The 26,816-nt window shown below is 45.7% G+C and carries 23 protein-coding genes, 1 other RNA gene and 1 pseudogene; 17 read left to right on the forward strand and 8 right to left on the reverse strand.

What is annotated here, in order from left to right; translation table 11 throughout:
- Positions 1 to 592: 592 nt before the first annotated feature.
- Positions 593 to 2,284 (reverse strand): bifunctional 3,4-dihydroxy-2-butanone-4-phosphate synthase/GTP cyclohydrolase II, encoded by a 1,692-nt coding sequence (ribBA, locus tag QUA50_RS04850; RefSeq protein WP_333267203.1) that lies wholly within the window; start codon positions 2,282 to 2,284, stop codon positions 593 to 595.
- Positions 2,285 to 2,790: 506 nt separating this feature from the next.
- Between ribBA and QUA50_RS04855 the strand changes: the two are divergent.
- The 4 genes and pseudogenes from QUA50_RS04855 to QUA50_RS04870 all read left to right on the forward strand — a co-directional run.
- Positions 2,791 to 3,033, forward strand: a pseudogene (locus QUA50_RS04855) (DNA methyltransferase); the annotation flags it as partial.
- A 139-nt stretch (positions 3,034 to 3,172) separates the two neighbouring features.
- Positions 3,173 to 4,525: a DUF4339 domain-containing protein gene (locus QUA50_RS04860; RefSeq protein WP_333267201.1), complete on the forward strand. Its 1,353-nt coding sequence runs from the start codon at positions 3,173 to 3,175 to the stop codon at positions 4,523 to 4,525.
- Positions 4,526 to 5,109: 584 nt separating this feature from the next.
- Entirely contained in the window at positions 5,110 to 5,427 is a 318-nt protein-coding gene (locus QUA50_RS04865) for an RNA-binding protein (RefSeq protein ID WP_333208470.1), read from the forward strand.
- A 535-nt stretch (positions 5,428 to 5,962) separates the two neighbouring features.
- Positions 5,963 to 6,574: a hypothetical protein gene (locus QUA50_RS04870; protein WP_333267199.1), complete on the forward strand. Its 612-nt coding sequence runs from the start codon at positions 5,963 to 5,965 to the stop codon at positions 6,572 to 6,574.
- 288 nt (positions 6,575 to 6,862) lie between these two features.
- Here QUA50_RS04870 and egtD read toward each other — a convergent pair whose 3' ends face one another.
- The 3 genes from egtD to egtC form a co-directional block, all read right to left on the reverse strand.
- Positions 6,863 to 7,909, reverse strand: a complete 1,047-nt coding sequence (gene egtD / locus QUA50_RS04875) for an L-histidine N(alpha)-methyltransferase (RefSeq protein WP_333232614.1) — start codon at positions 7,907 to 7,909, stop codon at positions 6,863 to 6,865.
- Positions 7,910 to 8,291: 382 nt separating this feature from the next.
- Complete coding sequence (locus tag QUA50_RS04880) at positions 8,292 to 9,635, reverse strand: ergothioneine biosynthesis protein EgtB (RefSeq protein WP_333267197.1); 1,344 nt, start codon at positions 9,633 to 9,635, stop codon at positions 8,292 to 8,294.
- Positions 9,607 to 10,395 carry an ergothioneine biosynthesis protein EgtC gene (gene egtC / locus QUA50_RS04885; RefSeq protein ID WP_333267195.1) on the reverse strand — a complete coding sequence of 263 codons (789 nt, stop codon included), beginning with the start codon at positions 10,393 to 10,395 and terminating at the stop codon, positions 9,607 to 9,609. The genes QUA50_RS04880 and egtC overlap by 29 nt, the downstream gene beginning before the upstream one ends.
- Before the next feature lie 203 nt (positions 10,396 to 10,598).
- On the opposite strand from egtC, the gene QUA50_RS04890 reads away from it, so the two are divergent.
- From QUA50_RS04890 to QUA50_RS04900, 3 genes are all read left to right on the forward strand, one after another.
- On the forward strand, positions 10,599 to 10,817 hold the full coding sequence (locus QUA50_RS04890) for a hypothetical protein (protein WP_333206003.1): 219 nt from the start codon (positions 10,599 to 10,601) through the stop codon (positions 10,815 to 10,817).
- 1,208 nt (positions 10,818 to 12,025) lie between these two features.
- Entirely contained in the window at positions 12,026 to 13,591 is a 1,566-nt protein-coding gene (locus QUA50_RS04895; protein ID WP_333267193.1) for a methyl-accepting chemotaxis protein, read from the forward strand.
- 764 nt (positions 13,592 to 14,355) lie between these two features.
- On the forward strand, positions 14,356 to 14,643 hold the full coding sequence (locus QUA50_RS04900) for an RNA-binding protein (RefSeq protein WP_333267191.1): 288 nt from the start codon (positions 14,356 to 14,358) through the stop codon (positions 14,641 to 14,643).
- Here the strand turns inward: QUA50_RS04900 and QUA50_RS04905 are convergent.
- The 3 genes from QUA50_RS04905 to QUA50_RS04915 form a co-directional block, all read right to left on the reverse strand.
- The gene (locus tag QUA50_RS04905; protein ID WP_333299501.1) at positions 14,640 to 14,825 is read right to left on the reverse strand and encodes a hypothetical protein; all 186 of its coding nucleotides are present in this window, start codon (positions 14,823 to 14,825) and stop codon (positions 14,640 to 14,642) included. The genes QUA50_RS04900 and QUA50_RS04905 overlap by 4 nt on opposite strands.
- Positions 14,826 to 14,912: 87 nt before the next feature.
- Entirely contained in the window at positions 14,913 to 15,359 is a 447-nt protein-coding gene (locus tag QUA50_RS04910; protein WP_333267187.1) for a hypothetical protein, read from the reverse strand.
- A gap of 581 nt (positions 15,360 to 15,940) precedes the next feature.
- A complete protein-coding gene (locus QUA50_RS04915) occupies positions 15,941 to 18,427 on the reverse strand; it encodes a putative PEP-binding protein (RefSeq protein WP_333267185.1) in 2,487 nt (828 codons plus the stop codon).
- Between the two features lie 72 nt (positions 18,428 to 18,499).
- On the opposite strand from QUA50_RS04915, the gene QUA50_RS04920 reads away from it, so the two are divergent.
- On the forward strand, positions 18,500 to 19,186 hold the full coding sequence (locus tag QUA50_RS04920) for a ComF family protein (protein ID WP_333056147.1): 687 nt from the start codon (positions 18,500 to 18,502) through the stop codon (positions 19,184 to 19,186).
- 267 nt (positions 19,187 to 19,453) lie between these two features.
- Here the strand turns inward: QUA50_RS04920 and QUA50_RS04925 are convergent, their stop codons facing one another.
- Positions 19,454 to 20,008: a 2'-5' RNA ligase family protein gene (locus QUA50_RS04925; RefSeq protein WP_333056146.1), complete on the reverse strand. Its 555-nt coding sequence runs from the start codon at positions 20,006 to 20,008 to the stop codon at positions 19,454 to 19,456.
- 127 nt (positions 20,009 to 20,135) lie between these two features.
- On the opposite strand from QUA50_RS04925, the gene QUA50_RS04930 reads away from it, so the two are divergent.
- From QUA50_RS04930 to QUA50_RS04970, 9 genes are all read left to right on the forward strand, one after another.
- Complete coding sequence (locus QUA50_RS04930) at positions 20,136 to 20,402, forward strand: YciI family protein (RefSeq protein ID WP_333056144.1); 267 nt, start codon at positions 20,136 to 20,138, stop codon at positions 20,400 to 20,402.
- 23 nt (positions 20,403 to 20,425) lie between these two features.
- Positions 20,426 to 20,522: signal recognition particle sRNA small type (gene ffs, locus QUA50_RS04935), an RNA gene on the forward strand.
- Positions 20,523 to 20,545: 23 nt separating this feature from the next.
- Positions 20,546 to 20,926, forward strand: a complete 381-nt coding sequence (locus QUA50_RS04940) for a phasin-related domain-containing protein (protein WP_333056143.1) — start codon at positions 20,546 to 20,548, stop codon at positions 20,924 to 20,926.
- A gap of 198 nt (positions 20,927 to 21,124) precedes the next feature.
- Complete coding sequence (locus QUA50_RS04945) at positions 21,125 to 21,571, forward strand: hypothetical protein (protein ID WP_333208463.1); 447 nt, start codon at positions 21,125 to 21,127, stop codon at positions 21,569 to 21,571.
- 34 nt (positions 21,572 to 21,605) lie between these two features.
- Positions 21,606 to 22,181 carry a Uma2 family endonuclease gene (locus tag QUA50_RS04950; RefSeq protein WP_333056141.1) on the forward strand — a complete coding sequence of 192 codons (576 nt, stop codon included), beginning with the start codon at positions 21,606 to 21,608 and terminating at the stop codon, positions 22,179 to 22,181.
- A gap of 90 nt (positions 22,182 to 22,271) precedes the next feature.
- Positions 22,272 to 23,618: a DNA phosphorothioation system restriction enzyme gene (locus QUA50_RS04955; protein ID WP_333232642.1), complete on the forward strand. Its 1,347-nt coding sequence runs from the start codon at positions 22,272 to 22,274 to the stop codon at positions 23,616 to 23,618.
- A 202-nt stretch (positions 23,619 to 23,820) separates the two neighbouring features.
- Positions 23,821 to 24,096, forward strand: coding sequence for a hypothetical protein (locus QUA50_RS04960; protein WP_190660639.1), 276 nt, complete (start codon positions 23,821 to 23,823; stop codon positions 24,094 to 24,096).
- Positions 24,093 to 26,159 carry an AAA family ATPase gene (locus QUA50_RS04965; protein WP_333267182.1) on the forward strand — a complete coding sequence of 689 codons (2,067 nt, stop codon included), beginning with the start codon at positions 24,093 to 24,095 and terminating at the stop codon, positions 26,157 to 26,159. Before QUA50_RS04960 ends, QUA50_RS04965 begins: the two co-directional genes overlap by 4 nt.
- Entirely contained in the window at positions 26,149 to 26,805 is a 657-nt protein-coding gene (locus QUA50_RS04970) for a Uma2 family endonuclease (RefSeq protein ID WP_333267180.1), read from the forward strand. The genes QUA50_RS04965 and QUA50_RS04970 overlap by 11 nt, the downstream gene beginning before the upstream one ends.
- Positions 26,806 to 26,816 lie beyond the last annotated feature (11 nt).

Consider the following 26,816-nt stretch of genomic DNA (forward strand, 5'->3'; position numbering starts at 1 on the left):
CTTGCACTTTTCACTCGCTCGCACGCTCTCGATCGCTTTCGCTACGTAACGTGCGATCGATTATTCAGCAAACCCTAATTAAATTTTGTATTGAAGGATTTTATGAGTATTAATACTGCTTAATAATATAATTTTGCATTGACGATGCTCTCTCAAGTGTTCGCTGCATCGACTTGTTATATCATGTCCGATCTATTGACCGTAATATCCCGGCCGGGCGGGTTTTTGAAATGGTCAATTATTGGCAGATATTGTTGGCGAACCCGCCCCTACCTGATTTCTGGTAATCGACCGGACATAATATTAGACGGCAATCAACATTGACCGCAATATCTCGGTCGGGCGGGTTTTTGAGACGGTCAATTATTGGCCGATATTGGCAGGTTTACCCGCCCCTACCTGATTTCTGGTAATCGACCGGACATAATATTAGACGGCAATCCACATTGTTATTCACTGTTGTTATTGGTGGCTGCTTTCTGACGAAAGGAAGATGCTGGCATCAACAAGTATTGTTCAGAAATTCACAGTTTTTCTTGGCTTGAGCCTTCCCCCCTGCTGGGGTAGGGGGGAAGGGTTCTACCTTCTGCCTTCAGGGAAGAGGAGCAAAACTGTAGATTTTTTGAGGTTCGAGCCGATCGCAAATTTCGACTAATTCCGACAAAAGGAATGTCTCGCGATCGAGCTGGACTTGCAGGGTTTTGAGCGGATCTGCACCGGAAGAAACCATGAATTCTAATGTTTGCAAATTCGGATCAGTGCTGATTTCACCCAAAATTTGGCCGATCGCCTTGACGTAAGGATGGTTTACCTCCGAGTACCAATCGGGGGCTGCGAGTCCGGCTTGATCGAAGCCGAGGTGAACGATGAGGGAGCCTTCTCCGAAAAGGGCTATGCCCACCGGCCGCGCTTCTTCTTGCAGCAGCAAGTGCTGGTTAGCCGCCAAATGCCGCAGTTTTTCGAGGTGTTCGTACCGATTTTGAATGGCAGAATCTTCCTCTTTTCCTTCGGCTTTTTCGTTCCACTGAATCGCCACTGTTACTAAATAAGTTTGCAGCAGCATATGACCGAGTTTTTCGGCTTTTGTTGCCAGATAGATCGAGTTGTAATCTGTGGCTTCAATTAGTAATGGGACGCGATCGGCTACTTCAATCCCGTAACCTTTCAACCCTGCAATTTTGCGCGGGTTGTTGGTAATCAACCGAATTTTTTGAACTCCCAAATCGTTGAGCATTTGTGCTCCGACGCCGTAGTTCCGCAAGTCGGCGGGAAATCCCAACCGTTCGTTAGCTTCGACTGTATCGAATCCCAAATCTTGCAGAGAGTAAGCTTTTAGTTTATTTACCAATCCAATGCCCCTACCTTCTTGGCGCAAGTAAACTATGACGCCAGAACCGACATTTTCGATCATTTTCAGTGCCGCTTGCAGTTGCATCCGGCAGTCGCAGCGCAGGGAACCCAAAGCATCGCCGGTCAGGCATTCGGAATGCACCCGCACCATCACGGGTTTGTCTTTAAATTCTGCCGGGTCGCCCTTGACAATAGCAACGTGTTCTGAATTGTCTTGGGTGTCGCGGTAGGCGTAAATCATAAACTCGCCGAATTGAGTGGGCAATTTGGCGACGGTTTCGCGGCGGACGAATCGATCGTGCTTGAGCCGGTAGCTAATTAAGTCGGCAATACTGATTATTTTGAGGTTGTGGGTTTTGGCGTAGTCGATTAATTCCGGCAACCTCGCCATCGAACCGTCGGGGTTTTGAATTTCGCAGATCACGCCGCTGGGATACAAGCCGGCGAGTCTGGCGAGGTCAACGGAGGCCTCGGTGTGGCCGGCGCGTTTGAGGACGCCACCGTCGATGGCCCGCAGGGGGAAAATGTGACCGGGACGGCGCAAGTCTTGAGGTTTGGTGTCCGGGTGGATGGCGACTTGGATGGTGCGGGCGCGGTCTTCGGCGGAGATACCGGTACTGACGCCGTTGACTGCATCGATGCTGACGGTGAAGGCAGTTTGGTTGTTGTCGGTGTTTTTGCTGACCATCAGGGGCAGTTCCAGGCGATCGAGCCTTTCGCCGCTCAATGCCAGACAAATCAAACCCCGCGCGTTCACGGCCATAAAATTGATGTTGTCGGGGGTGGCGAATTGGGCGGCACATATCACATCGCCTTCGTTTTCGCGATTTTCGTCATCGACTACTACCAGGGGGCGACCTGCTTTGAGGTCTACGAGGGCGCTGTCAATTGAGTCAAATTGAAAGGATTGAGTTGAGGTGTTGTTATTTGTCACTGAGCAGTTCAATCTATAAACAGTAATGTTATGGAAATAGAATCTATTTGTGATTGTAACCTTTTGTATCCGGCAGGGCGATCGCCCAATCCAGATGAGTTTGACAATATTTCTCAAGTCACTTACTATAAGTATTGCATCTTGTCAACAAAATATCTCCCAAATATTTCATGAGCTTGACTGATATCGCGAAGCTTTTAGCTAAACCGTACTTCCAAGCTCCTAATTGCCTAATTTATCTGATTCAAAAAGTTGTCTGGAACTAAGGCGCGGGAGTTGTCGGCCGCAAGTTCTTTTCACCCCGCAATCAAAAGTTTCTCTGGTAGGTAAAAAATCAAGACAAGTATACATTTAATTTGGATGAAGTGCGCGACCAAAATGTGAAATATCCGAATCAGAAAAAGAACCGTAAAATTAAAGTAAACTTAGAAGGCAAAAATCCGACGGATGTTTGGCAGTTCCCAAAAGTTACGTCGGGGAAAAACTGAGCTTCAAAAGAACGCACGCCTCACCCCGCTCAATTTCCTGTTGCTGTTGTCGATCGCATCATCAAGTCGGCCTCGAATTTAAACGAAATTGTTTTAGATCCGTTTATGGGTTCCGAGACTACAGCAATTGTGGCTCTGGGTTGGCAGCGACAAGTTATTGGATTTGAAATTAGGGCTGATTACTGTCAGATTGTCGCTAGTAGAATAGATGATTTTTTGATGGACAAGGAACTGGCAGAAGCAAAGTTATCTTTATTCTAAAGTTGGTAAATTTCAGCAACTTAATTTAAATAGTCCCAGATCGGGCGATCGGTCTCAAGCGATCGGCGCTTAAGATCGCACAGCCCAGAACGCTCGGCGCAATGGGACAATATTGATATCCCGTCAAATTATCCCAACCATGAATAATTGGCCGAAATTCCTCCCCGATCCTAGATCGTGCGGCAGAGGGTTTGCCTTAAGCATTAGCTTTTGGCTGATTGTTTCTTTGCTGTGGCCCAATGCTTACTACTATTCCTACGGATTTAGCAGGACGTACTGGTACACCATCAGGAGCTCTGACTGGGAATCCCCGATCGTACTTGCTTGGTTGTGCCAAATCTGGTTATTTGCTTTCTATCACTGGGGGTTAACCAAGCTTGCAGAGTGGGTGGAAATTCGCCGACACAATCAGCAACCGCCGACTGTATCGGCTTGGCACCACTGGAGGGAAGGCATTATCGCATTTCTGACGCTACCTGCTGCGATTTTGATGGGAATTCCGCCGACTGCCTTTTTTATGCTGCCGATCAGAAGCTTTTCGGGCGCCCTCGTTGCTGTAATTCTAGGAAGTGCGATCGCCTCTGCTTACCTGTATCACTTCCGCTTTGCAAAGCTGCTTAAAATTATTGTTAAATTCTTAGGGATTTTCTATGCAGACCTTCTAAAGATACTTGAACTTTTGTTAGTTCCAGTATTAACTGGTACTCCGTTTTTTCTGCTAACTGTTGCGACGGCAGAAATCGTGCCAATACAGCTACTGTCGCTGACAACCTTTCTGTTAGTTATTTGCGTACTGCTAAGCGGGATAGTGGGATATGCAGCTTTGCAGTATTGGTCCGCGCATCTAGTTAATTGGGCCGCGACTTGGTGGCCCGCTGACTCTCCTGGTTACAGTCGCCTTCAAGCCCGAAAAGCCTGGAAACACAACAAAACAGCAACCAGCCAATCTTTTGTTCGGCACACAACCAGTTGGCACTTAGCAGCTAACGACACTACCAACCTAATTTACCTAAACCTCATAGCGATCGTACTCGGTGCGATCGGTTTTCTGCTGTTTGGAGAGTCGAAAGAATGGTCAGAAACACAAGAAGATATTTTAGGATCGGCCGTGGCGCTAGTGTGGGTGGCGGTGTGGCATTTCTGGGGGTGGCCGCGCGAAGTAGAAATTGCTAGAGGTAAGCCGGAAGCTAAGAAAAAGCGATCGCCCAATTCTAACTCACCGCCTCCCAATCCGGTAGAACAAGAGCTCAACCAGCTCAAAACCACAACTGGAATGAATCGGATGAAGTCAGTGAGACGATCGACCCAGCCAACTCCTGAAGTTGCTCAATGGTACGTCTTTCGCAGCGGTGAAGCCAAAGGGCCCTATACCAAATTGCAATTATGGGAAGTTCAGGAAATCACAGCCCGAACCAAAGTGCGGCGCGGGGAAGCCGAGTGGCAGCGCGCCGGTGAAATTCCAGAATTAGCGTCGTACCTCACTCAAAAATAAGACAGTACAAGTCACCGCACGTCGATCGGCGCTTAAGACGATCGCACTGCCCAGAAAGTAGCGCTATATCCCTTGATAATCTGGAAATAATCTGATAGTATATTAGCAAGTGGGGGTGGAACTACCTCACTATAAAAAGCCTTTAAAAAAAAGGAAAAAGAAGCCTGCGGTCTAACTGTACTCAATTGACCGTCAGGTTTTTTCAATAACCGAATATTCAAGTCAATGTCTAAGGTAGTCGATGAACTTTGTCAGTTATAACTGAATCTCAGGCGCTGTTCTCAATCAGACCCAATCAACCCGGTAACAGGGACTAAAAATCTCAGATATCAGGGCGATCGCACAGCAAGAAACCAAGCGGAGGACGCCAAGAGTGTAAGATGTCAGTTATCACGAATACTTTCTGTTGGCGATTGCCCGACGGCACCCAAAATTGAAAATTATGCCAGTTAATTGCTGATTATGCTGGCTTCATGTTATAGTGGTTTTCCAAGAATTAAATTCGGTTGCGTAGTTTGTTGGTGTTTATTTACAAGCGTCTCTCCGAATCTAAGTCTCTGCACCCTAATGATTCTGGAGATTTTATGTCGATTTACGTGGGTAATCTTTCATATGAGGTAACATCAGACGACCTCAACGAAGTATTTGCCGAGTACGGTACTGTAAGCCGCGTCCAAGTGCCAGTGGACCGGGAAACAGGCAGGATGCGGGGTTTTGCTTTTGTGGAAATGGCAAGCGAGGCAGAAGAAGCAGCAGCCATCGCAGCTTTAGACGGTGCTGAGTGGATGGGCCGCGACTTGAAAGTCAACAAAGCCAAACCTCGCGAGAACAACAACAACAGACGCCCTTCGGGCGGCGGCGGCTGGGGCGACAACGATCGCCCTGCACGCGGACGCTACTAAACTTTGACAAGGAAAATTTGAGTTTTGGTAGTTGACGGCAGGTGCGAATGCTGCTTTTTTTTCGGGTTGTTCGATCGACCCATCGAATAAAACTCCCAAACCTCTGGCATCAGTTTTGCCCCCTCCTTCGAGGGGGCTTTGTTTTTGGCGAAAAATCCCGCGAGGTACGTCGGCGGTGCGGTTCCCAGTCTAGTTCGTGATTCGTACCCTCTTAAGGAGCGCGAATTAAATAACTTACAATTTTAACTGTTATTGTGGGATGGGCGTCCCGCCCGTCCACTCATGACGGGCGGGACGCCCATCCCACAAACTTGTGGAAGTTATTTAATTCTCATTCCTAACTGCTTTTTTTAAGAGGCTGTCGGGATTTCGCGGCTCGACTCCTGTAAACTCTCACACTAGAATTAAGCAGCAAGAAAAGTTAGAATAACGGCAAAACTGAATATTGCCCAGAACAGCCAAACTATCTTTACCGAAGATTAGTCGAGAAAACCAGCCGAATATCAGCCAATATCTTGATTTTGCCTCAATAAAGATGTCCAAGGTCTACAGCACGGCGGAACTCATTAAAATCCTCGAAGAAGAGCGCCAAGCCTGCTTGCATGGGCGGCGTCTCAACTTGACTCAAACTCCTGCTACAGGCAACCCCGTGATTGACCGCTTTCTCAAGTCTGAGGGAGTTCAGAAGTTCACTGCTTATCAAAATTTTAAGGCTGCCGTGCACGAATACCAGCGGGAACATCAAGTTTCTGGGATTGTCTGGCGGGAAATGGCGGTTAAAGGCAATACTCTACGCTATCCGGTAGTGGATGACGAATTAATAGCTCTACCGGTTGATTTGATCGCGCTGAAGGCAGCTAAGATTGGTATGTTGGAATTCTGGCAGGAGGTGACTGTCGGGATGGATTTGTATTTAAGCATTAACAGCGGGAAGGATTTTCGATCGATCGAGCCGGTTGATGTAGAGGCTATAGCCCAGCGCACAGAATGGGCCAGTCTCTCGAAGTGGGAAAAGTTGGATTTTCTAGAAATTTTGTTGCAGTTGGGCTGGGGGAAGCCGGAGGAAGCTTATTACAAGCGGGGATGGCCGACATCGGGCAGCGAGTACATTCACGCCGTCAAACCCGGACAGCGGCCGATTTGTTAATTGGTAATTGGTAATTGCTAAGGATCGCGAATTAAATAACTTACAATTTTAATTGTTATTGTGGGACGGGCTTTCAGGCCCGTCCCACAAACTTGTGGAAGTTATTGAATTCACATTCCTAACAGGATATCCTGAATTCAGAACCATCGACAACACAGAAATTGAGGAGACGGCAGTGCCGTGTCCCTACCCCAAAACGTCGTAGCACGGGCGATAACCCGACGCCATCGCCCGATTTGCAGGGACACGGCAGTGCCGTGTCCTAAGTGTGGATAATATCAGAAGAACTCATTTATTAACATCAGAAATTTGACAAAGCATCAAGCCAAACCACTGATTTGGATCTGTCCAAACCTGCACAGGCATTAAACCGCGCTGCGACAGTTCTTTTTTTACAGTATTGAGATTAAACTTGCGCGATATTTCGCTGCGGATAGTTTCTCCCGCTGCAAATTCAACCGTTAAATTGAGAGAACGCAAATGCACTGTTTGCGCTTTTTTACTTTTTAAGTGCATTTCAATTTGACATTCCTCTTGATTGTAAAAAGCCCAATGCTCGAACTGTGCTAAATCAAAATTTCCCTCATATTTTCGATTTAAATGCCGCAGCATATTCAAGTTAAATGCTGCCGTTACTCCTTGACTGTCATCGTATGCAGGCTCTAAAATATCCTTAGATTTGTCCAAGTCAATTCCCAGCAAAAAATACTCTCCCTGCTGCAATGCACCGACAATTTGCGAGAAGAACAAATCGCATTCTCGAGCGTTGAGATTGCCGAGGGTACTGCCGAGAAAGCAAATCATTCGGGTTGGCAACGGCGACGGTGCAATTTTAGCTAAGGCTAATTCGTAAGTGCTGACAAGTCCGTGAATCTGGAGCGACGGATAATCTGCCAACAGTTGACAAGCGCTGCTTTCTAGGATAGTAGGACTGATGTCGATCGGCAAATAGTGCAGGGGATATTCCAGTTGACTGTAAGCATCGAGGAGAATCCGAGTTTTGGTTGAACTGCCGCTGCCGAGTTCGACGATTTCGCAGGGGCCAGTTAAATTTGCGATCGCCCCCGCGCATCCCTGCAAAATTGCCGTCTCAGTGCGTGTCAGGTAGTATTCCGGCAACTGGCAAATCAACTCAAACAGCTTCGATCCGCGATCGTCGTAGAAATACTTTGGAGGCAGGGATTTGGGGGTTTGAGTCAACCCGCTAACTGCATCGCTGCCAGCATTGATTTCTGCGGGTGTCAGTGCCGCAGCGCTCACCAGTCGCTCTAAGTGCAGCCGGTTTTCTTTCGTTGAGGCTGAGTTTGCCGTGTCGGACAGTCTTGGGGATTTCATAGAGTAATTTTTAGATGCACATATGGGTATAGCACGCCGTCGCGTTGCCAAATATCGCGCTCAAGTCAGATTTTTCCTGCCATATCGGTTCTGTATTTTCTCACGGGAGGGCGATCGCATCCACAATTAAAACTTAAAATTTATCCACACAATTTATTAAATACTTAACCAAACTTGATTTGTTTGAGCTTGTTACATGGAAAAAAGTTGACCATTTCGCAAACATTTTTTTTCTCCATTTCCCTCTCCAGCCATTGATCTGATGTTCGTCAAATAAGCTTTATAATGCAATTATTATTAAGGAATTTGTCCATCTGAAAATTCGGATGAATAAATTCATCACTCTCAACAACTTTGAGGGTGATTATAATTACCTAGCCAACTACTTAGCGCAGCGAAAACCAGCAATAATTTGCCGCACGCCCGGATAGTACCAATTCCGAAAGGTCGATCGCAGAGCCTGCGGAAAAGTAGCCCAACTCCCCCCTTTCAAAACCCGGTGTTCTCCATCAAAATAAACTTGAGAATATCCCCTGTAAGGATAACTTTCAAATCCCGGATAGGCGTCAAAAGTTGAAGCAGTCCACTCCCAAACATTGCCCAACATATCATAGCAGCCTGCCGCGCTTGCTCCATTGGGAAAGGCATCAACAGGCGAGGTATTGGCAATATTATTGCCGTGATTGCACAGGCTGCCGTTGGGGGGTTCTTCTCCCCAAGGATAGATGCGATATGTTTGATTGGCGGCATCCCAACTCGCAGCTTTTTCCCATTCGGCTTCCGATGGCAAACGCTTGCCGATAAAGTTGCAGTAAGCTTCGGCTTCGTACCAACTCACGCCGCAAACTGGATGGTTGTTGAAAGCAGGATTTTCTGACCAGTAAAGCGGTTGAGAGACGGCTTCGCCTTGCAGCCATTTCCAGCCGTCCGCTGACCACCAATCAGGGTTTTGATAGCCGCCGGATTCCATGAAATCTCGGTATTCACGGCAAGTGACGGGGTAGCGATCGATCGAGTATGCTTCTAGATAACACAGGTGGCGCGATCGCTCGTTATCCAAAGCCTCAGCAGCATCGCTTCCCATGTAAAATTCTCCGCGCGGAATTTCAATCACCGGGGAATCGGTAATTGGGAATCGGGAATTGGGCATTGGGAATTGAGCATTGGGCATTGGGCATTGGGCATTGGGCATTGGGAATTTCTGCTGCTTTATTCCTCTCTGTTGGATAGAATTAATCCGTGTATCCGTGTCCAAATCCGTGTCGTGCCTTCCTTCCTTCTTCCCGTGCATTTGCAACACGAAAGCAACAGTTTCACAGTGCTGGCTTTCGTGCTGAATAATAAACCGCCAGAGACGTTCTTGCTCGTCGATCGGCGCTACTTCCAAATAATCTAACACCTTTTTTCTCACCGCGTTCAGATATAATTCGACTTCAGGTAACGTCGGCAGAAAAACCCGTTGTTTTTTCGGCAAAATATCAGCAGCAAACAGTTGGTGATACTGAGGAAAGACCGGTTCCAAGCCAGCACATCGCTGCAACAGCCACAAATCCTCAGTATAAGCAATGTGACCTAAGTGCCAGCCAACTGGACTGAAATCAGGATGAGCTTGGCGGCAGAAAGTATCATAATCGATGTCTGTAAATAGCTTGAAAGTGCCTCGGCGACACTGCTGCAAATCGCGATAAATTGCCTCTCTACAAGATTGGATAGATTTCGATATCACGCTCTACTCCGGTACTGATAATGCTCTGGACTGGACACTCGTGCCAATTGCCAGCAAATAAAGGTTCAGAAGCAATGATGACAGAATCCGGGAAATTTAAATCGTCTCGCAGCCAATAGAGGGAAGGAGGGGCTTTTTGGGAAGCAAAGCGAGAGGCAACGAGCTGGTGTCCGTCGCTGATAATTATATTAGCTGAAAATTCTACTTGGTGAAAGTTTGCTAGCTCTGCCAAAATTTTCAGCGAGTTTTGCAAAGCAGCTTCTAGAGTCAGATTAGCTGCTGTCAATTCATTGACAAACAAGCCGAAAATATGCTCTGAATCTGTAGTCCCGTTAATTGATTGATAAAGCGTATCGCTGAGTCGATCGCGAATTGGTCTGTAAAGAGTTTGCCGAAAATTCTTCACGAAGCCGTTGTGTACGAACAGCAGGCGATCGTTCTGAAACGGCTGACAGTTGCTCAAATCTACAGCTTGTCCTGAAGTTGCACTGCGAACGTATCCCATCGCGCATCCAGATTCAACGAATCGACTGATACTCGGAAGGTTAATGTCGCTCCAAATTGGCTGTACATTTTTATAGGTAAACGGGTCAGTATCTAGGTGCGGGTGATACCAACCAATACCAAAACCGTCAGCATTGAGTAGGCCAGAAGTCATTTCGCGGGGCTGGTAACTCTGCACAATTAGGGAATGTTCCGGCTTGTACAGAATAGCATCAAGTAAAATCGGCTCCCCTAGGTAGCCCAGCAAACGGCACATAAAATTTTTGCAGCAATGTGATTAGCATTGTAAGTCATTAGCCGAAAAATTGCCCGTTAGCGAAGCCCGCCCCTACGGGGGCTACGCCAACGAAGAGGATCGCCCATCTTCAGCGCTGGAAGGTTTTTTGCAGGCCGCTGCCAGCATCGCAGCACAAACGATAAAGTTAAGGTAGAACCCCTGCAGCACAAGGAGACTCTTGAATGTTCCTCGACGAACTCATCCCAATGGCGAAAGAATTGATCGAACAGCCCATCGCCTTCGCGGGCGGATTTTTATCTGGCCTGCTTCGACTCAACCTTCACGAAGATCCCGTTAAAAGCTGGATCGACGAACAAGCCGGTTCAACTTCCTACACTACTCCCCCAGCCGAACCCACCAACGGTAAAAGCAGCGGGCCTCAGTCAATCTCGATCGACTAAGGAAAAGCAGTAACATCCTCCCAACGCCAAACTGATTGCAGTTATGGCGTGGGCTTCCAAACTTCACACTTTGGCTTTTCGCGTTTTTCCCTGACGGGATTTCCACACTTGGCTATACTGAATTTCTCACTTCCCGCTAGTAAGTCTGCACAGACACAAGCGATTCCCGTATAGCCTTTCTCAGATAGATGAAGTACAATAACAGCAGTTTGTAAACCAGTTCCAAATATCTTGCTGAGAAAGTTGACCAAATGCCAACTCTATCGCCTTTCCTAATTATTGATATTTTTTGTGAATAAAACTGAAAATACTTTTAAATTTTGATCCTAATTTTTCAGGTTTGCGAGCGATCGGGCGAAGGGGGCGACAAGTATATTACTTCCGCCCTTTTTATTGATTACTTTATTTAATTATTTTGTCTGTTTCTATGATTATTCTCCATCACTCCCAAAGCATTTTTCCATAATCTCGGTAAGTTACCTGAGCATAAAATCCTCAAATATAATTGTATCATTTTCATTATTAAATTCACTTATAAGCTGTCGCGCATTTAAATTCTATATTCGGGGCGGGCTAGAAGCCCAACCCTACTCCCCACAAGAGTTTGATTGTTTTTTGACATATAATTTAAATGCCGCAACAGCTTATAGCGATTCCAAGTGAATTGTGTAATTGTTGTAGGGGCAAAACTCACGCCCCCCCAATCCGTGGGGGGTAGGCACAGGGCACTACCCCTACATATTTGTACAACTGATGCGAGGATTGCTATAAGCTGTGGAGCATTTAAAGCAGTAACGAGGCTTGTACGGTGCGTCAATCGATTTAAGATTTTAGATTTTCGATTAAAGAATTGACTTGCGCGAGATAAATGCTCTTTCTTGAGGATTTTCGATTTGAGATGCTTTCGATTGATTCCACAGATAAATCACGTGGCGGGTATCACCTTTGAAATTCGCTTGTCAGGAGTTAACACTTACGAGCTTATGCGGGAAACATTTCTGTAATGACACACCCTACTATCGTCTTTTAAATGCCGAACAGCTTACTCATCAATTCATTACTACTTTTTTTAAACAGGTAAAACCTCAAATGTAAACTTTTAATAGGTAATTCATATACCTGATAGAAGCTATAATATACAAGATATGTCCATAATTGCAGCGAGGATAACTGTAGTAGAAGTAAGCAGAAATAGTATGTTGAGAAAAATGAATTTACAAACCAGACTAATCAGTGCCTTTCTGACGATGGGACTTTTAGTATTTTTAGTAGCCTGGGTAGGATGGAGTTCAACATCCAATCTCAGTCAACACATTGAGACTCTCGGTAAAAATAAATTACCGAGTATTGAAGCATTATTGAAAATTAACGAGGGACAAACCCAAATTGAGTCATCAGAAAGAGCGCTAATTAATCCCGCACTCAGTCAAGCAGAAAGGCAAGATGCTTTCAACAGAATGGACAAGGCTTGGCAGCAGATTAAAAATGGGTTTAAAGCATACGAAGTGCTTCCTCGTACCTCAGATGAAGACGCACTATATCAACAAATGCTTAAGTATTGGGAGGAGTGGCAGCAGGAAGCTCAAGAACTCCTGCTAATTAATAAAGAATTTGAAACACTGGGAATTTTCAATCCTTTGGCTTTGCAGATTGAATTACTTAAGCAGGGTAAAAGTAATTCGCCGGAAATGGCAAGAGCAAACACAGCTACTAACCTTTTGAATAAACTTAGTCAGCAAGCTAAGGTGATTCGTGTTAGATTTATCAAATCTGAACAAGCCACTTTAGCAGTAGCTGACTCCAACCGAAAGGAAGCAGACGCAGCTTATAGAAGCGCAGAAAACGATATTAAAAAAACACAAATAGCTGTAGTATTGGGCATGACATTGGGGCCGGTAATAGCGATTATTTTAGGCATATCTTTAAGCATAGCGATCGCCAAACCTTTAGATCGAGCGCTCAAAGGTATTATTAATATGATTGTCAGTTCTTCTACCGAGATCGCTGCTACAATTGAGCAACAGGAACGTATTGCTGTACAACAAGCTGCTTCTGTTAATCAAACAACTACCACAATGGATGAATTGGGGGCATCATCGAGGCAATCAGCTATGCAAGCCCAATCAGCCCTTGAAAATGCCAGTAATGTCTTAAATATGGCTGCAGAAGGCAGTAAAGTGGTGTATAAAACCCAGCAGGGAATGTTAAGTTTGACGGAAAAAGTTGGAGCAATTGCCGCTCAAGTTTTAAATTTGAGCCAGCAAACCAATCAGATTGCTAATATTACCAATTTAGTCAGCGATTTGGCTAATCAAACTAATATGCTGGCGATTAACGCAACAGTGGAAGCAGTACGCACGGGAGAACAAGGAAAGGGGTTTGGGGTGGTGGCGACGGAAATTCGCAGACTGGCAGATCAAAGCAAAAAATCGTCGGATCAGATTAGTGATTTGATAAACGGTATTAAGAATTCCATTAATAAAACAGTGATGGTAACAGATGAGGGCAAGAAAACTTTAGATAATAGCCTGAAATTGACTGAAGGTACGGCGGATAATTTTAACAATGTTGCTAATGCTATTAACAGTGTTGTTGTCAGCAGTCAGCAAATTTATCTGAATACCAAACAGCAGGCGATCGCTATTGAGCAAGTGGTAGATGCGATGAATGTTCTGAATAAAGGAGCAGCGGAAACAGCCAGCGGTATTACCCAAAGTCGAATTGGCACTCAAACACTTAACAAAGCGGCTTTAAATCTCAAATCCTTAGTTTAATTGAGAAAAGAAAGTAATATCCTAAACTGGGGATGAAGGAGATGGAGAGAAAATTTGTCGCATTCATCATTTCCACTTGGCAATTCCAAATTTTGCCCGAGGATTGAAAGTGACATCTCCCCGTTTAGGCAAGGGCTGGGGAGACGTGAAGTAGGTTTCCTCAAATGAGTGAGGTACAGATTTAGATTTTAGATAAAAGAATTAAAGAATTGAAGAAGTGGGGAATGGGTAATTAACTGGCAAGTACCTCACGAAAGTTGAGAACCGCTATATCAACGATCGTGGCCCAGAGCAACCTAATATATTATACCTTGTTAGTCGCTTTGTTTCCGAAGATGCTTGGTGATTCGTCGCCCACCCATCAGCGATCCGATTAAAATCAAGTATTGTTCAGGGGTGGGATTCCTCGTCGCCCCCAAAACTCATATCCTCACTCATCCGCAGGGCGAGTGAGGATATGAGTTTTGATTGAGCTAACTATTGCAGCCAGTACCAAGGGTTTGTCAATCGATTGCGCGATTTTAGATTTTAGATTTTAGAATTGAAGCATTGACTTGCGCGAGATAAATACGTTAGGCAAGTTTCTCGGATACAGGTTTTTTATTTATCCACGCATAAATCAGGGGGCTTGTATCCTGGATGCTTTCGGTGAGTGTGGCAAACCCTTTTAGTCAGAGTCGATCGCCCAGTTGTATGCTAGATAGCACTTGACAGTTAAATTAACAGGTTATTATTTATAGCACAACAAGTTCAGTTCGATCGACATGACTATCTACATTGGAAATCTGTCTTACCGCGCCACCGAAGAAGACCTGAAAGCAGTATTTGCAGAATACGGCACAGTCAAGCGAGTTGTCTTGCCTACCGACAGGGAAACCGGTCGGATGCGCGGTTTTGCATTTGTTGAGATGATGGAGGATGCCCAAGAAGACGCTGCAATTGCCGAATTAGACGGTGCAGAGTGGATGGGCCGCCCCTTGCGAGTGAACAAAGCTAAACCGAAAGAAGAGGGAAATCGAGGCGCAGCTATCAATAGAAACGACCGATATTAGTCGGCGATGCGGCGGTTGACATCCTCTCGGAACCCACCTGATGCACCAGTGCGCCAGTAGCGCCGAATTGCAAGCAGCAGTTGATTTTGGGGATGAAATGTCAAATCCGCTGCACAAAAACATCGATTCTTTGTTGGCTGCACTTGATTCATAACTTTTTGAGCAAGACAGAATTTAGGCACGCTAGTCTAGAAACCCGATTTCTTGGGCGATACCTGACTGCTAAAAGCAAAATTTGTCAGGAGAAAGCGGGTTGATGAGCGTTAATCTTAAAAAGAGTAAACTCGCCCTTTTTCATCAATATAAACTGATCGGTCTTGCCTAGTGCGGCCGTCTGCTCTGGTGATGCGAATCGTCAAAATGTTTGTCTGCGAGTCAACGTTATAGTCGTATTTCAAAGTTGTGGTTGCTGTTGTGGCATTAATCGGAATATTGGCAATGTCGCCGGTGCGATTGCTGATACGAACAATGATGTTTTTGCTGGCTCCGACTGGCAAGGATGACAAGCTGCCACCTGATTCACCGTATTCTAGGTTTAATCCCGTTTCATTTAACAGTCTGAGGGTAATGTTGCGAGTATTGTCAACCTGCGCTTGAGGTTGCCAGAATCCGGGTTTTTGGCCGCCGTCAGTTGCAGGTTGAGATAATGCTGGATGGGGATGCAGAAAGCCTAGAGCGGCAAGTATTGCTGCGGTTGCAAGAATTTTTGATTTCACTGTTTGTACCTCCGGGTCATTCGATTTTAGATTTTAGATTTTCGATTTTGGAGGCGACCCCACGGATAAATGCGGGGGACGCAAGGATTTTCGATTTTCGATTTTGGATTGAATCCACGGATAAATCACCTGGCGGGTACCACCTTTGAAATTCGTGGTCAAGAATTGGTTATATTTCTATCCTAGCTTTAAAATGGGATGTTAGGAATGAGAATTAAATAACTTCCACTCTTGAAAGTGGGATGGGCTCTTATAGCCCGTCTTTTAAGGACGGGCTATAAGAGCCCATCCCACAATAACAATTAAAATTATAAGTTATTTAATTCGCGATCCTTAGTGGAATGAAAAAGGAAGAAGGAAGAAGCAATAAAAGGAATAAAAGCCAGGGTTTGAGAAATTAAGAAGTTCCTAAACGTCGGGCGCGGTTGGTAGATATACTCAGAAACGGGGTTTCTATAGTTGTTAATATTCGTGGACGCACTGGTTGTCTAGAAATCCGATTTCTGAGCGGGTGGCTGCTTGCCAAAGCTATAATTTAGAGTAGAAACCGGATTTCTGAGGTCAAGTGCGTCCGGGAGTGGTTAATTGTTAATTATCGATCGAGCGGCTTCTAGCAGCAGGCGCTGTTCGGCGCGGACGATCGCCCTGCTAGTTTGTTCTACAGCATCGAAATTGACCGAAATAGACGAAATTCCCCACCGCACGAAGGATTCAACTGTATCGGGATACAATGCGGGAGCGTCGCCGCAGATCGAGCAAGGAATACCGGCGGTTCGGGCCTGTCTGATTAATTGTTCTATCGCCCTCATCACTGCTCGATCGCGCCCGTTGAATGCACCTGCTACCTGGTCGGAGTTGCGGTGAATTCCTAACAGCAATTGGGTTAAATCGTTAGTGCCGATAGAAACTCCTTGAACTCCGGCTTTTACGTAATCTGGCAATAAAAATAACACCGAAGGAACTTCCGCCATAATCCACATTTGAAACTCCGTTGAGCGGTTTTTCCAAACAGTTTCTAAGCGCTGGCGGCAGTAGATAAACTCGTCAACCGATCGCACGAAAGGCAAAATTAAATTAACATTTGTATGACCTGACTCGCAGACTTTTTGAAGTACGCAGAGTTCCCAATCAAATAATTCCGGTTCAAAGGTATAACTGAAACTGCCGTGGGCGCCTGAGTCGCGTAAATCGAGAGATCGATAAAATATTGGGCGCGGCGAAACGGCAGCAGCAAATAAGCTGAGGCAATCCGCCATGCGATCGACAAATTCCGATTGGCGGCCGTCTTGTAGCCAAACTTTGGGGTTTTGACAGTCCAAAGCTTCTAATGCCATTAATTCCGATCGCAGCAATCCGATGCCGTCTATTGGCAGATTTTTGAGGCGGTCAATCGAACTTGTTTGGCTGACATTAACTAGCAGTTGAGTTGCCGTTGGTGGGCCCCAAACATATTGAGTAGACTCAGATTGTCGAGATTTAGGATCGGAATTGGACGATCGATCGGAGGTAGAAGATTGGTGCTTGGCTATTGACATTTTGGCTGCTGTACTGTATATATCTGCCTTTTTTGCTGTGTCCAGAAGTCGGCGGCTGTCTGCTATCTCGATGGCATCGGGTTGGGCGAGGGCAAAAACTTCTCCGGTATCGCCGTCTACCAAAACCGAATCGCCCGAGGCGATCGCCCGCGTGGCCCCGGTCACTCCCACAACGGCGGGAATCCCCAATTCTCTTGCTAAAATGGCGCCGTGGCCTGTCATACCTCCTTGTTCGGCAACCACCCCAGCAGCAACCTTCAGCCAAGGTAGCCAATTCGGCTCGATTGTCCGGGCTACTAAAATGCCTCCGGCTAGGAATTCCGCGTTTTCTGGGTGGGAATTAGTCATAACTTGGGCAATTGCTTCGGCTTTTCCTGATGCTGCTGCCACACCTCTGAGTATGGCAGGAGTTCGGGCTCTTGCGATCGAGTTTGGCTGCCGGAGGTATCTCGGATTTTCCTCTACCGGCGCGACTTTTTCCGCTTTGACAAGACGAACTTGAGTGAAATAAAACTGCAGTTCGCCGCTGTTTTCTGTCTGGTTTAGCGTCCACTCCAAAATTAAATCTGAGTCAAATTCGGCGATCGCTTTTTTACTCAATTCAATGATTTCTTGCAGTTGCGATTCCTCTAAAACGTATTGTGTTTGTGCTTCTTCTCCCAGCGCTAAAACTTGCACGCAACAGTCAGCAAAATCAGAAAGTATAAAGGGAGAATCGGGAATTGGGAAAGCAGCAAACTTGCCCAGTAGCAGTTTTTTTTTCGGTTCACTATCGCCGACTTTGAGATTGTAGGCTAATGTTTTGTAACCGATCCGCTGGAATTTAACCGCGCTTGTTTCCGGCTGCACTTGATAGTAATCGGGGATGGTTTCTCCCCTAGCCAGGGACAATCCCAAACCGCTGGTGGCTTGGATTTCCCACTGTGCGCCCGCCTTTGTTTTCACCTCGCCCGCGGCGATGGCTTCTTGAAGTGGCTGCACCAAAACTGCGGGATTGATTTGCTGTACCCGCAGCCCGCACCGCTGCCAGTAAAATAGACTTCGGGCTCTGAACATTTCTGCCCAAGCTCGTTTGAGTCCGGCCCCAATGGCTTCGGGTTCTGCCCGTACTGCCTGAGATTCCAAAATGCCTACTGTTTTCGGGTTCCAGGAAGTCAGGGAAGGGCGAAAAATTAAGGCTGTGGAGTTTAAGTTTGACTGTGAGTTGAGTTGAGAAACAGCAGACTCTAGGGTGGAGAGCAGTGAATCGGGCAGTTTGCCGGTGAGGATTTGGTGGCGGATGCTGCGGGCGATCGATTGCAGTTGTCTGGGTTCATCGACATTCAAGTGCAGGGAAGAGTGTGGCCAGTCAGCAAACAGCGGTTCTAGGCAGTCGATCGACTCTAAAAACTGCCAGAATGTAGTAGCCGGCACGACAAAACCCGGTACAACGGGATGATTTTTCTGGAGCAAACAGCTCAAGTAAAATGCTTTTTCTCCCACTGCATCTCTGTCTGAAGGTTGAATTTTGTCTAACCAGTAGAGGTTTTTCACGCTGCGAGCCTGTCCGTGGAAACAGATTGAATTTGATAGTTTTTCCCATTAATCACTTACGACAATTTTAGGATGAACAAGCGACAATGGACGGGATTAGTCAAATCTTTTCTCAATCTATTTCTTAAGTCTAACTGTCCTCTTTGTCAGCGACCGGCCGCCGGAGAGTTTTGTCCCTACTGTGACAAGCAGCTTCAGCAATGTCAATTAAGCGATCCGGGTCGATTTTGGCATTCACAGCAGCGTGTTTTTGTGTGGGGTGAGTATGGCGGGGCTCTCAAACGGGCGATCGCAGCTTTGAAATATGACGGCAATCCGCAATTAGCCAAACCTCTCGGCGGCTGGCTGGCGGAAGCTTGGCTGAGTTTTCCCGAATTAGCTATAGACAATTTAACTGTTGTACCGATTCCCCTGCACAAAGAAAAGCTCAAGCAGCGCGGTTTTAACCAGGCGGAACTTTTGGCTGAAAGTTTTTGCGATCTGACTGGTTTGCCTTTGCAGCGGCACGGTTTGGAACGGGTGAAAAATACTCAGGCTTTATTCGCTCTGACGCCGCAGCAGCGCCAAGCGGAAATGAAAAATGCTTTAGGTTTGGGGAAAGATTTCCGTCGTCGCCTCCCGCGCGATCGAGTGCTGTTAGTTGATGATATTTACACTAGCGGTACTACGGTTAAGTCGGCAATTAAAATTTTGGAACAATCGGGAATTTCGGTTTATGGAACTGTGGCACTTGCAACTCCGAATAAGATTAATAGGTAAGCTGTGACGGCATTTAAATTTCAACAGATTTGTAGTGAGGACTAAAGTCATCAAATTTGTTGACTCACTTGTGACCTCAGAAACCCGATTTCTACGAATAGTTCTCGTTCATCGAGGTAAAAGTCGTATAAACCGGGTTTCTCGCCCCTCGCGAGTCAGCCATGAAACTGTCCGAAGTGTTGATTAATGATGATTTACTAACAAGATTTTTTGGGAAAAAGGAACCGCGAAGACGCTATTGACGCAAAGAAAGAGAAGGGAGAGAGTTTAGGCGGAAAGCGGGAATTGATTGCTGATGTTCCACCGGCTGCCGTCGTGAAGCAGTAAAGTTAACGCCGAAGCGGTAAACTCAAAGTGGAGCGATCGCCCTGCAAATTCCAACCAAGCTGTTTGAAAATTCTCCTTAGTTAAATCGCGAAATGCTACTGTCATGTGCGGTACAAATGGGCGACTTTGAGAAACTCGATCGACAATTCCCAAATTTGCCTCCAAATAACTCATCAAAGATGAGTGAATCTCCAGCAATTCGGGCGATTTGAAAACATCAGCGTAAATGACGCGGGGCGTGAAAGCAGCAAAACCGGATAGAGTAACGGGAATGGGCCGCCGATTTGCAGAAAACTGGTTCAAACTTTCCTCTAATTTGGCAACATCCTCCGCTAACGAGTGAAAAGGAGGTTGCAGCGTGATGTGCGGCGGGGAATTCAAAGCACCGCGGCTGTTGTAATGTTCCGCAAAATATAGTTTAATCTCAGTAATGTGTTGTTCAATATCGGGAGGCGGCACTAGGGCAATAAAAAATCGCTGTTTTGACGGGTTCATGGGATAACATCGCAGTGAGGAAGAAATGGCGGAGTATGGAAAATCGAGTATTTACTCAAGGCTTGTACCAAAAACTCCATTCCCAATCTACAATCCAAAATCCAAAATCTAAAATCTAAAATTTAAAATGCCTTGGTTTGTCAAAATTGAGCAAGGAATTGTCGAAAAGCCTGTCTTTGACCAATACGTGCCAGCTCACAGAGCTTATGTCCGAGAGTTGATTTCTAAAGGACACCGAGCGAAAACTGGCTACTGGGGGCGGCGGGGCGGCGGTATGTTGCTGTTTGAGGCGGGTTCGATGGATGAGGCGAGGGCGATCGTCGCTGAAGACCCGCTGGTGAAGAACGGTTGCGTTATTTATGAAATTTATCACTGGTGTGTGGTTGAAGAATAAATAACTGTGTTATACTCATAAATGAACTGGACCCACGCGATTCCAACGCCCAAATCTTGTCAGGACCGGAAGGTAGCAGCAACACGGGATGCTTGTAATAGGCGTGGTCTCCGGTTCACCCAGTTTTTTGAGGTGTAGCTCCTATGCCTGGTTTCGGAGATATTTTACAGAAAGCAGTTTACCTTGGTGTCGGGCTAGCTTCCTACGCTGGTGAAAAAGCTGGCAGCAAGTTAACTGAATTACGCACTGAAGCCCAAAAGCTGGCAGACGAATTGGTGAAGCGGGGCGAGATGTCCACGGAAGAAGCTCGCCGCTTTGTTGACGATATGGTACAACAGGCTCAGCAGCAGCCTCCCGTAGCCTCGGCTGGGAACGAAAAACCCGCTGAACCTCGGCGGATTGAAATTGTTTCTGAGGAAGAAGATGTCTCGGCAAAAGATGCTAAAGAGACAGGCGGCGTAGACAAGCTCCGCGAACAAGTGCAGAATTTACAAGAGGAATTGCGGCGGCTGAAGCGGGATTAAGCAGGAAAAAGCTCGCTCAGCAAAGCAGGAAGGGAACTCAAGATAATACTCTTGAGTTCCCTTTTTGAATATCTGTCCTGTTAAACTTGACCGGATATCCGGCAATAGGTAATAGAATTGAAAGTAGGTGCGATCGCTTCGCTTGAGGCTGGCTGCACTTGTCTGTAAAATATTTTGTAATAGCCAACTGTCAAATTCATGGAAGATTGGTCTAAAGATTTTTTTGGAGTAATGGAAAATGCTGTTTCTGAAGTAGAGCATTTTTTCAGCGAAATGGGCGAAGAGTTTGTCGAAATGCTGGACGTTTTGGCAAAAATGTCGGAAGACTTTACAGAACAAGTACAAAATAATCTGATTAACGACATTGACGGTTATTTCAATGAATTTGACGGTTTATTTAATGAATTTATCGAACCGATAATTGAAATTTGCCGCGACTTCGACCCGGAGTTTGATGAGATAGATTTGTCGATGGTGACTTATGTAGACCCTTCACCGACGCAGCAGCCGGCTTGTCGCGGTTGTCGCAACTATCACGGTCAAGTTTACGGTGGCAATTTGTTGGTTTGTGCGATGCACCCTACTGGTGTGGAATCGGAGAGTTGTGCTGATTGGGAAACTGACAGCGATATGAATCCTTTTTAAGACGGCAGTTGAGTTGTTGAGGGGTTAATTGTTTATGGTAACGTCAATTCAGTCTCCGTCCAAGATTTCTCTCGAAGAGTTTCTGCTGCTTCCAGAAACTAAGCCTGCTAGCGAGTATGTTGACGGTCAAATTTATCAAAAAGCTATGCCGCAAGGAAAACACAGCACGTTGCAAACACGTTTTGGGAATAGAATTAATCAGGTGGGAGAACCGCAAAAGTTAGCTTTTGCTTTTTCTGAATTGCGCTGCACTTTTGGAGGACGTTCTATTGTTCCAGATATAGCAGTGTTTGAGTGGTCGCGCATTCTTCTCAATGCTGATGGAGAAATAGAAAACAGGTTTAAAATTGTCCCGGATTGGACAATTGAGATTTTATCGCCGGATCAAAATCCAACTCGGGTCATTAATAATATTTTGTTTTGCTTAAATCACAATGCTAAACTGGGTTGGTTGATTGACCCGGAAGAAAAATTAGTTCTGGTTTTTAAACCGCAGCAGCAACCAGAGGCGAAAGAGAATCAGGATATTTTACCTGTGCTCGATGTGCTGTCGGATTTGCAACTGTCGGCCGATGATTTGTTTGCGCTGTTAAGTTTCGATCGCCCGTGAGTTAAAGTTGAGTATAGGGAATTTTGCATCTAACGGCATTTAAAGGTGAATCGCTCAACGGCTAATAATTCGCAATTTGGATTTCCGAAGATGCCGCCATCGCTGCAATTGCGACAGTATCAGCGAGTGGCGGTGGCTAATTGGTTTGCGAATCAGGGACGCGGTACGCTGAAGATGGCGACGGGTAGTGGCAAGACGATTACTGCGCTGGCGATCGCCACTGAATTATACAATAAAATTAACCTGCAAGTCCTGCTCGTAATTTGCCCTTACTGTCACCTGGTGAATCAGTGGGCGCGCGAATCGGAGAAATTTGGTTTAAAACCTATTTTGGCTTTTGATAGCGCCCGTAGTTGGCAGAATAAGCTGGCTGCGGGTTTGTATGAAGTGCGATCTGGCGATCGGCTATTTCTCACAATCATCACTACTAATGCTACCTTAATGGGAGATAGTTTGCGATCGCAACTGCGCTATTTCCCAGAAAAAACCCTGATTATTGGAGACGAAGTTCACAACTTAGGCGCGCCCCGTTTAGGAGAAAGTTTGCCGCGCAATATTGGACTGCGACTCGCCCTTTCCGCCACCCCAGAAAGGCATTTCGACGAACAAGGAACTGAAGCTATTTTAGATTATTTCGGCCCGGTTTTGCAGCCGGAACTTACCTTAGCCGACGCCATCCGCCAAAAAGCCTTAGTACATTATTTATACTATCCAATTTTAGTAGAATTGACCGAAGCCGAAACCCGCAAATATTCCCGCTTAACTCAAAAGATTGGCTGGGCGCTTTGGGGCGATGAAAAAGTAGAAGAAAACGATGCTTTAACAACTTTATTAATGCAGCGAGCTCGGTTAATTGGGGCTGCGGCTAATAAATTAGTAGCGTTGCGAGAATTAATGATTCACCGTCTCGACACCGCCCACACTTTATTTTACTGTGGCGACGGTGCGATCGAAGGAGGGGCGCGCCGAAATAACAACCGCCAACTAACAGAAACCGCGAAGTTATTGGGTTCAGAATTAGGCTACCGAGTTAACACTTATACTGCGGCAACTCCTTTAGCAGAAAGAGAACGATTGCGCCGACAATTTGAGAGTGGAGAATTGCAAGGTTTGGTAGCGATTCGCTGTTTGGATGAAGGCGTTGATATTCCAGCAATTCGCAATGCTGTAATTTTAGCAAGCAGTAGCAATCCGCGCCAGTTTATTCAGCGCCGGGGACGCATTTTGCGGCCGCATCCGGGGAAGGAAAGGGCAACTTTATTTGACATGATAGTTTTGCCTCCCGATTTGGGTCGGGAAACCTTAGAAGTCGAGCGCAATTTGCTACGAAAAGAGTTGAAACGGTTCTTGGAATTTGCCGATTTAGCTGACAATGCTGGGGAAGCTAGAGTGAAATTGCTTCAAATTCAGAGGCGTTACGGGCTATTAGACATTTGACATTTATTAAGGTTCGGTTTATGTTTTAGAATAGAGAATTATTCGATCGTAGTTTGAGTTGCTAGTTTAGTTCGCGATCGCACGCATAGTTCAGAAACCCGGTTTCTTTGTAGATTTCTCGTGAGTGTTCGCAAAACTCGTAGAAACCGGGTTTCTCGCCCATGAGCCTAGGCCCTGTATATTTTAATATTTGCAAAAAAATATGACGGAAAATCTGAATGAAAATCTGATTATGGCATTTAGATATGAAGATAGTGCGATCGCAGCCGTACCGACAAGCATTTTAGCAGAAAAGCGTTCTTCTTATCAAACTCATCAGGAATTCAGCGACGTACAGCAACCAATTACTAGCGCGCCACCGGAAGTTAGACAAATTATTGAGCGGGTATTGGAAATTGAAAAAGATAAACTGTACATGAGAGCTCCCCGCCACATTAACGATGACATTTTAAAAATCATTAAGGAAGCAATTGTATGAAGTTGATCTCAATTACTCTATGCAACTTTCGTCAATTTTACGGCAAAAGTCCCGAAATTAAACTAGCTTGGGGCGGGCAAAATATTACAGTAATTCACGGGAATAATGGCGCTGGAAAAACTGCCTTGATGAATGCCTTTACGTGGGTACTTTACGGAAGATTTAGCGCGGCTTTTGCGGCAGAAGAACAATTAGTAAACAAGCGCGCTCTGGCTGAGGCGGAAATGGGAAAAGCCGTAGGTTGTTGGGCGGAAATTGTGTTTGAACATGACAGCACGCGCTACCAAGCAAGACGAATTTGCCGTGCTTATAAAAGTGAAAATACTGTAGAACACGGTAAGGCTGAATTGTTTCTGAATGTAGCAAAAGATAACGGTCTGTGGCTGAAGCCGGATCAGCATCCCGATGATATTATCGGGCGGATTTTGCCGGAAAGTTTACATAAATATTTCTTTTTTGACGGGGAGCGAATCGAGCAAATTGTCCGCTATGACAAGAAGGCAGAAATTGCGGAAGCTACTAAGGAGTTGCTGGGAGTTGAAGTGTTGAATAGATCGCTCCGGCATTTACTAGAAGCAAAAAAATCTCTAGAGACTGATTTAAATATAATTGGGAATGCTGAAACTAAGAAACTTTTAAAAGATAAGCAAAAAATTGAGCAAGAAGCTGAGCAACTTTCGCTCAGACAAGTAGAAATAGAGCGGGAATTGGCGCACCAAGGGGAGTTAAAGAAAGCAGTTAATGGTAACTTGTTGGAACTAAGCGGTGCTGCGGATTTACAAAATTTGCGAGACGAATTGCAAAAGCAACGAGATTTATTGAGGCAACAGATTGTACAGGCTACAGATGCTCTAAAACGAGCAATTTCTGTGCGCGGTTACGCGGTTTTTCTGTCGGATGCGGCGGCTGAATTTGAAGTGATTGTCGGGGGTTTGCGGGAAAAAGGCGCGTTGCTTTCGGGGATTCAACGACCGTTTTTGGAAGAGTTATTAGCGCAGCAGCGGTGTATCTGCGGTGCAGAATTAGTGGAGGGTTCTGAGTCTCGCCAACAGGTTAGCGGTTGGATGAATAAGGCGGGTGTTGGCGATGTGGAAGAAACAACTATTCGGATTAGCGATCGGGTAAATGAAATTGATAAACAAGTGGCTGATTTTTGGGAGGAAATTGACCGACACCAAGGCAATATCAGCCGCGACAGAACCGAACTTTCGCGGGTGGAAAATCAGTTAGACGATATTCACAACAAGCTGCGAAATTTTCCTGACGAGGATGTCAGCCGCTTGCAAAAGCGCTTGGATGAAATTGAGGCAAAAATTGGCGATTTACACCGGGAAACAGGCTCTAACCAGCAGCAGATTGAGAGTTTGAATGTGCAGGTGTCGGCTTTGGACAAGCAAATCGACAAGCAGCAACTGAACGAGCAAAGGCAAGTATTGGCACAGCGCCGGATTGCTGCGACTCAGGATGCGATCGATCGCCTCACTGAAGTGCGAGATCGCTTAGAAAAACAGTTTTGTTCTCAGTTGGAACAGCGGGTGCAAGATATTTTTAGTCAAATTTCTTTTACTCCTTACATCCCCAAGTTGAGCGATAAATACGAACTGACGCTAGTAGAAAATACGTCGGGTAAAGAATCTTTAGTTGCCGCTTCTACGGGAGAAAATCAAATTCTCAGTTTATCGTTTATCGGGGGAATTATTGAGGGCGTGCGGGAGTGGAGTCAAAAGAATACTTTGATGGGCCCGGATAGCAGTACGTTTCCAATTGTGATGGATTCTCCTTTTGGTAGTTTGGACGAGATTTATCGCAAGCAAATCGCGAATAAGCTGCCGAAGTTGGCGAATCAATTGGTAGTTTTGGTAACTAAAACTCAGTGGCGCGGAGAAGTTGCTCGAGAGATGGAAAGTTCCATTGGTCGGGAATACGTGCTGGTGTACAATTCTCCGAAAGCTGATTGTGAAGAAGATGCGATCGAACTTGGCGGGACGCGCTATCCTTTAGTTAAGCGCAGTCCGAATGAATTTGAATATACGGAAATTGTAGAGGTGGATTATGACTTCTAATTCGGCAATTACGCAGGTTTTGGAAACGGATATTTGGGTGAAAGCGACGTGGGAAGAGTTTCTGAATTTTGCTGAGGATTCAGCATGGGAAAAGGGCAAGTTTTATTACTATCAAGAACACATGAGGGTAGAAATGTCACCAGTAGGCCCATTGCACGGTAGCGATAATTCGATTGTTTCCTATGTAGTTATTCTGTTTGCAACATTGAGAAATATCCGAGTAGTTCAGTTTGCAAATACCAGTTTTCGCAAAGCAGGTATCCGCGAGTTTCAACCCGATCTAGCTTACTACATAGGTTCTGATTTGAGAGTGCCTCCTAAAGACAGCAATTCACCTGTTAATTTGGATCGATACGATGCGCCTAATTTGGTAATAGAAATTGGTGCATCTTCTTGGAATGATGATTTAGGCAGCAAGCGGTTGCTTTACGAAGACGCAGGAATTAGCGAATATTGGGTGGATCGTGCGAATACGCAGGAGGTTTTTGCGTTTGCGATTAATGGCGGAGGTAGCGGGAGAATTCAAGAGTCGCGGGTTTTACCGGGACTGGAAATCCGGTTAGTTGAGGAAGCTTTGAATCGGAGTCAAACGCAAGATGATGGGGAAATTAATCGCTGGTTGATTCAAAATTTTAGTCAAGGTTGAAGGGAGTTTGA

It is taken from the genome of Microcoleus sp. M2_D5 (genome assembly GCF_036701935.1).
In the GTDB taxonomy this organism is placed as follows: Bacteria; Cyanobacteriota; Cyanobacteriia; order Cyanobacteriales; family Microcoleaceae; genus Microcoleus.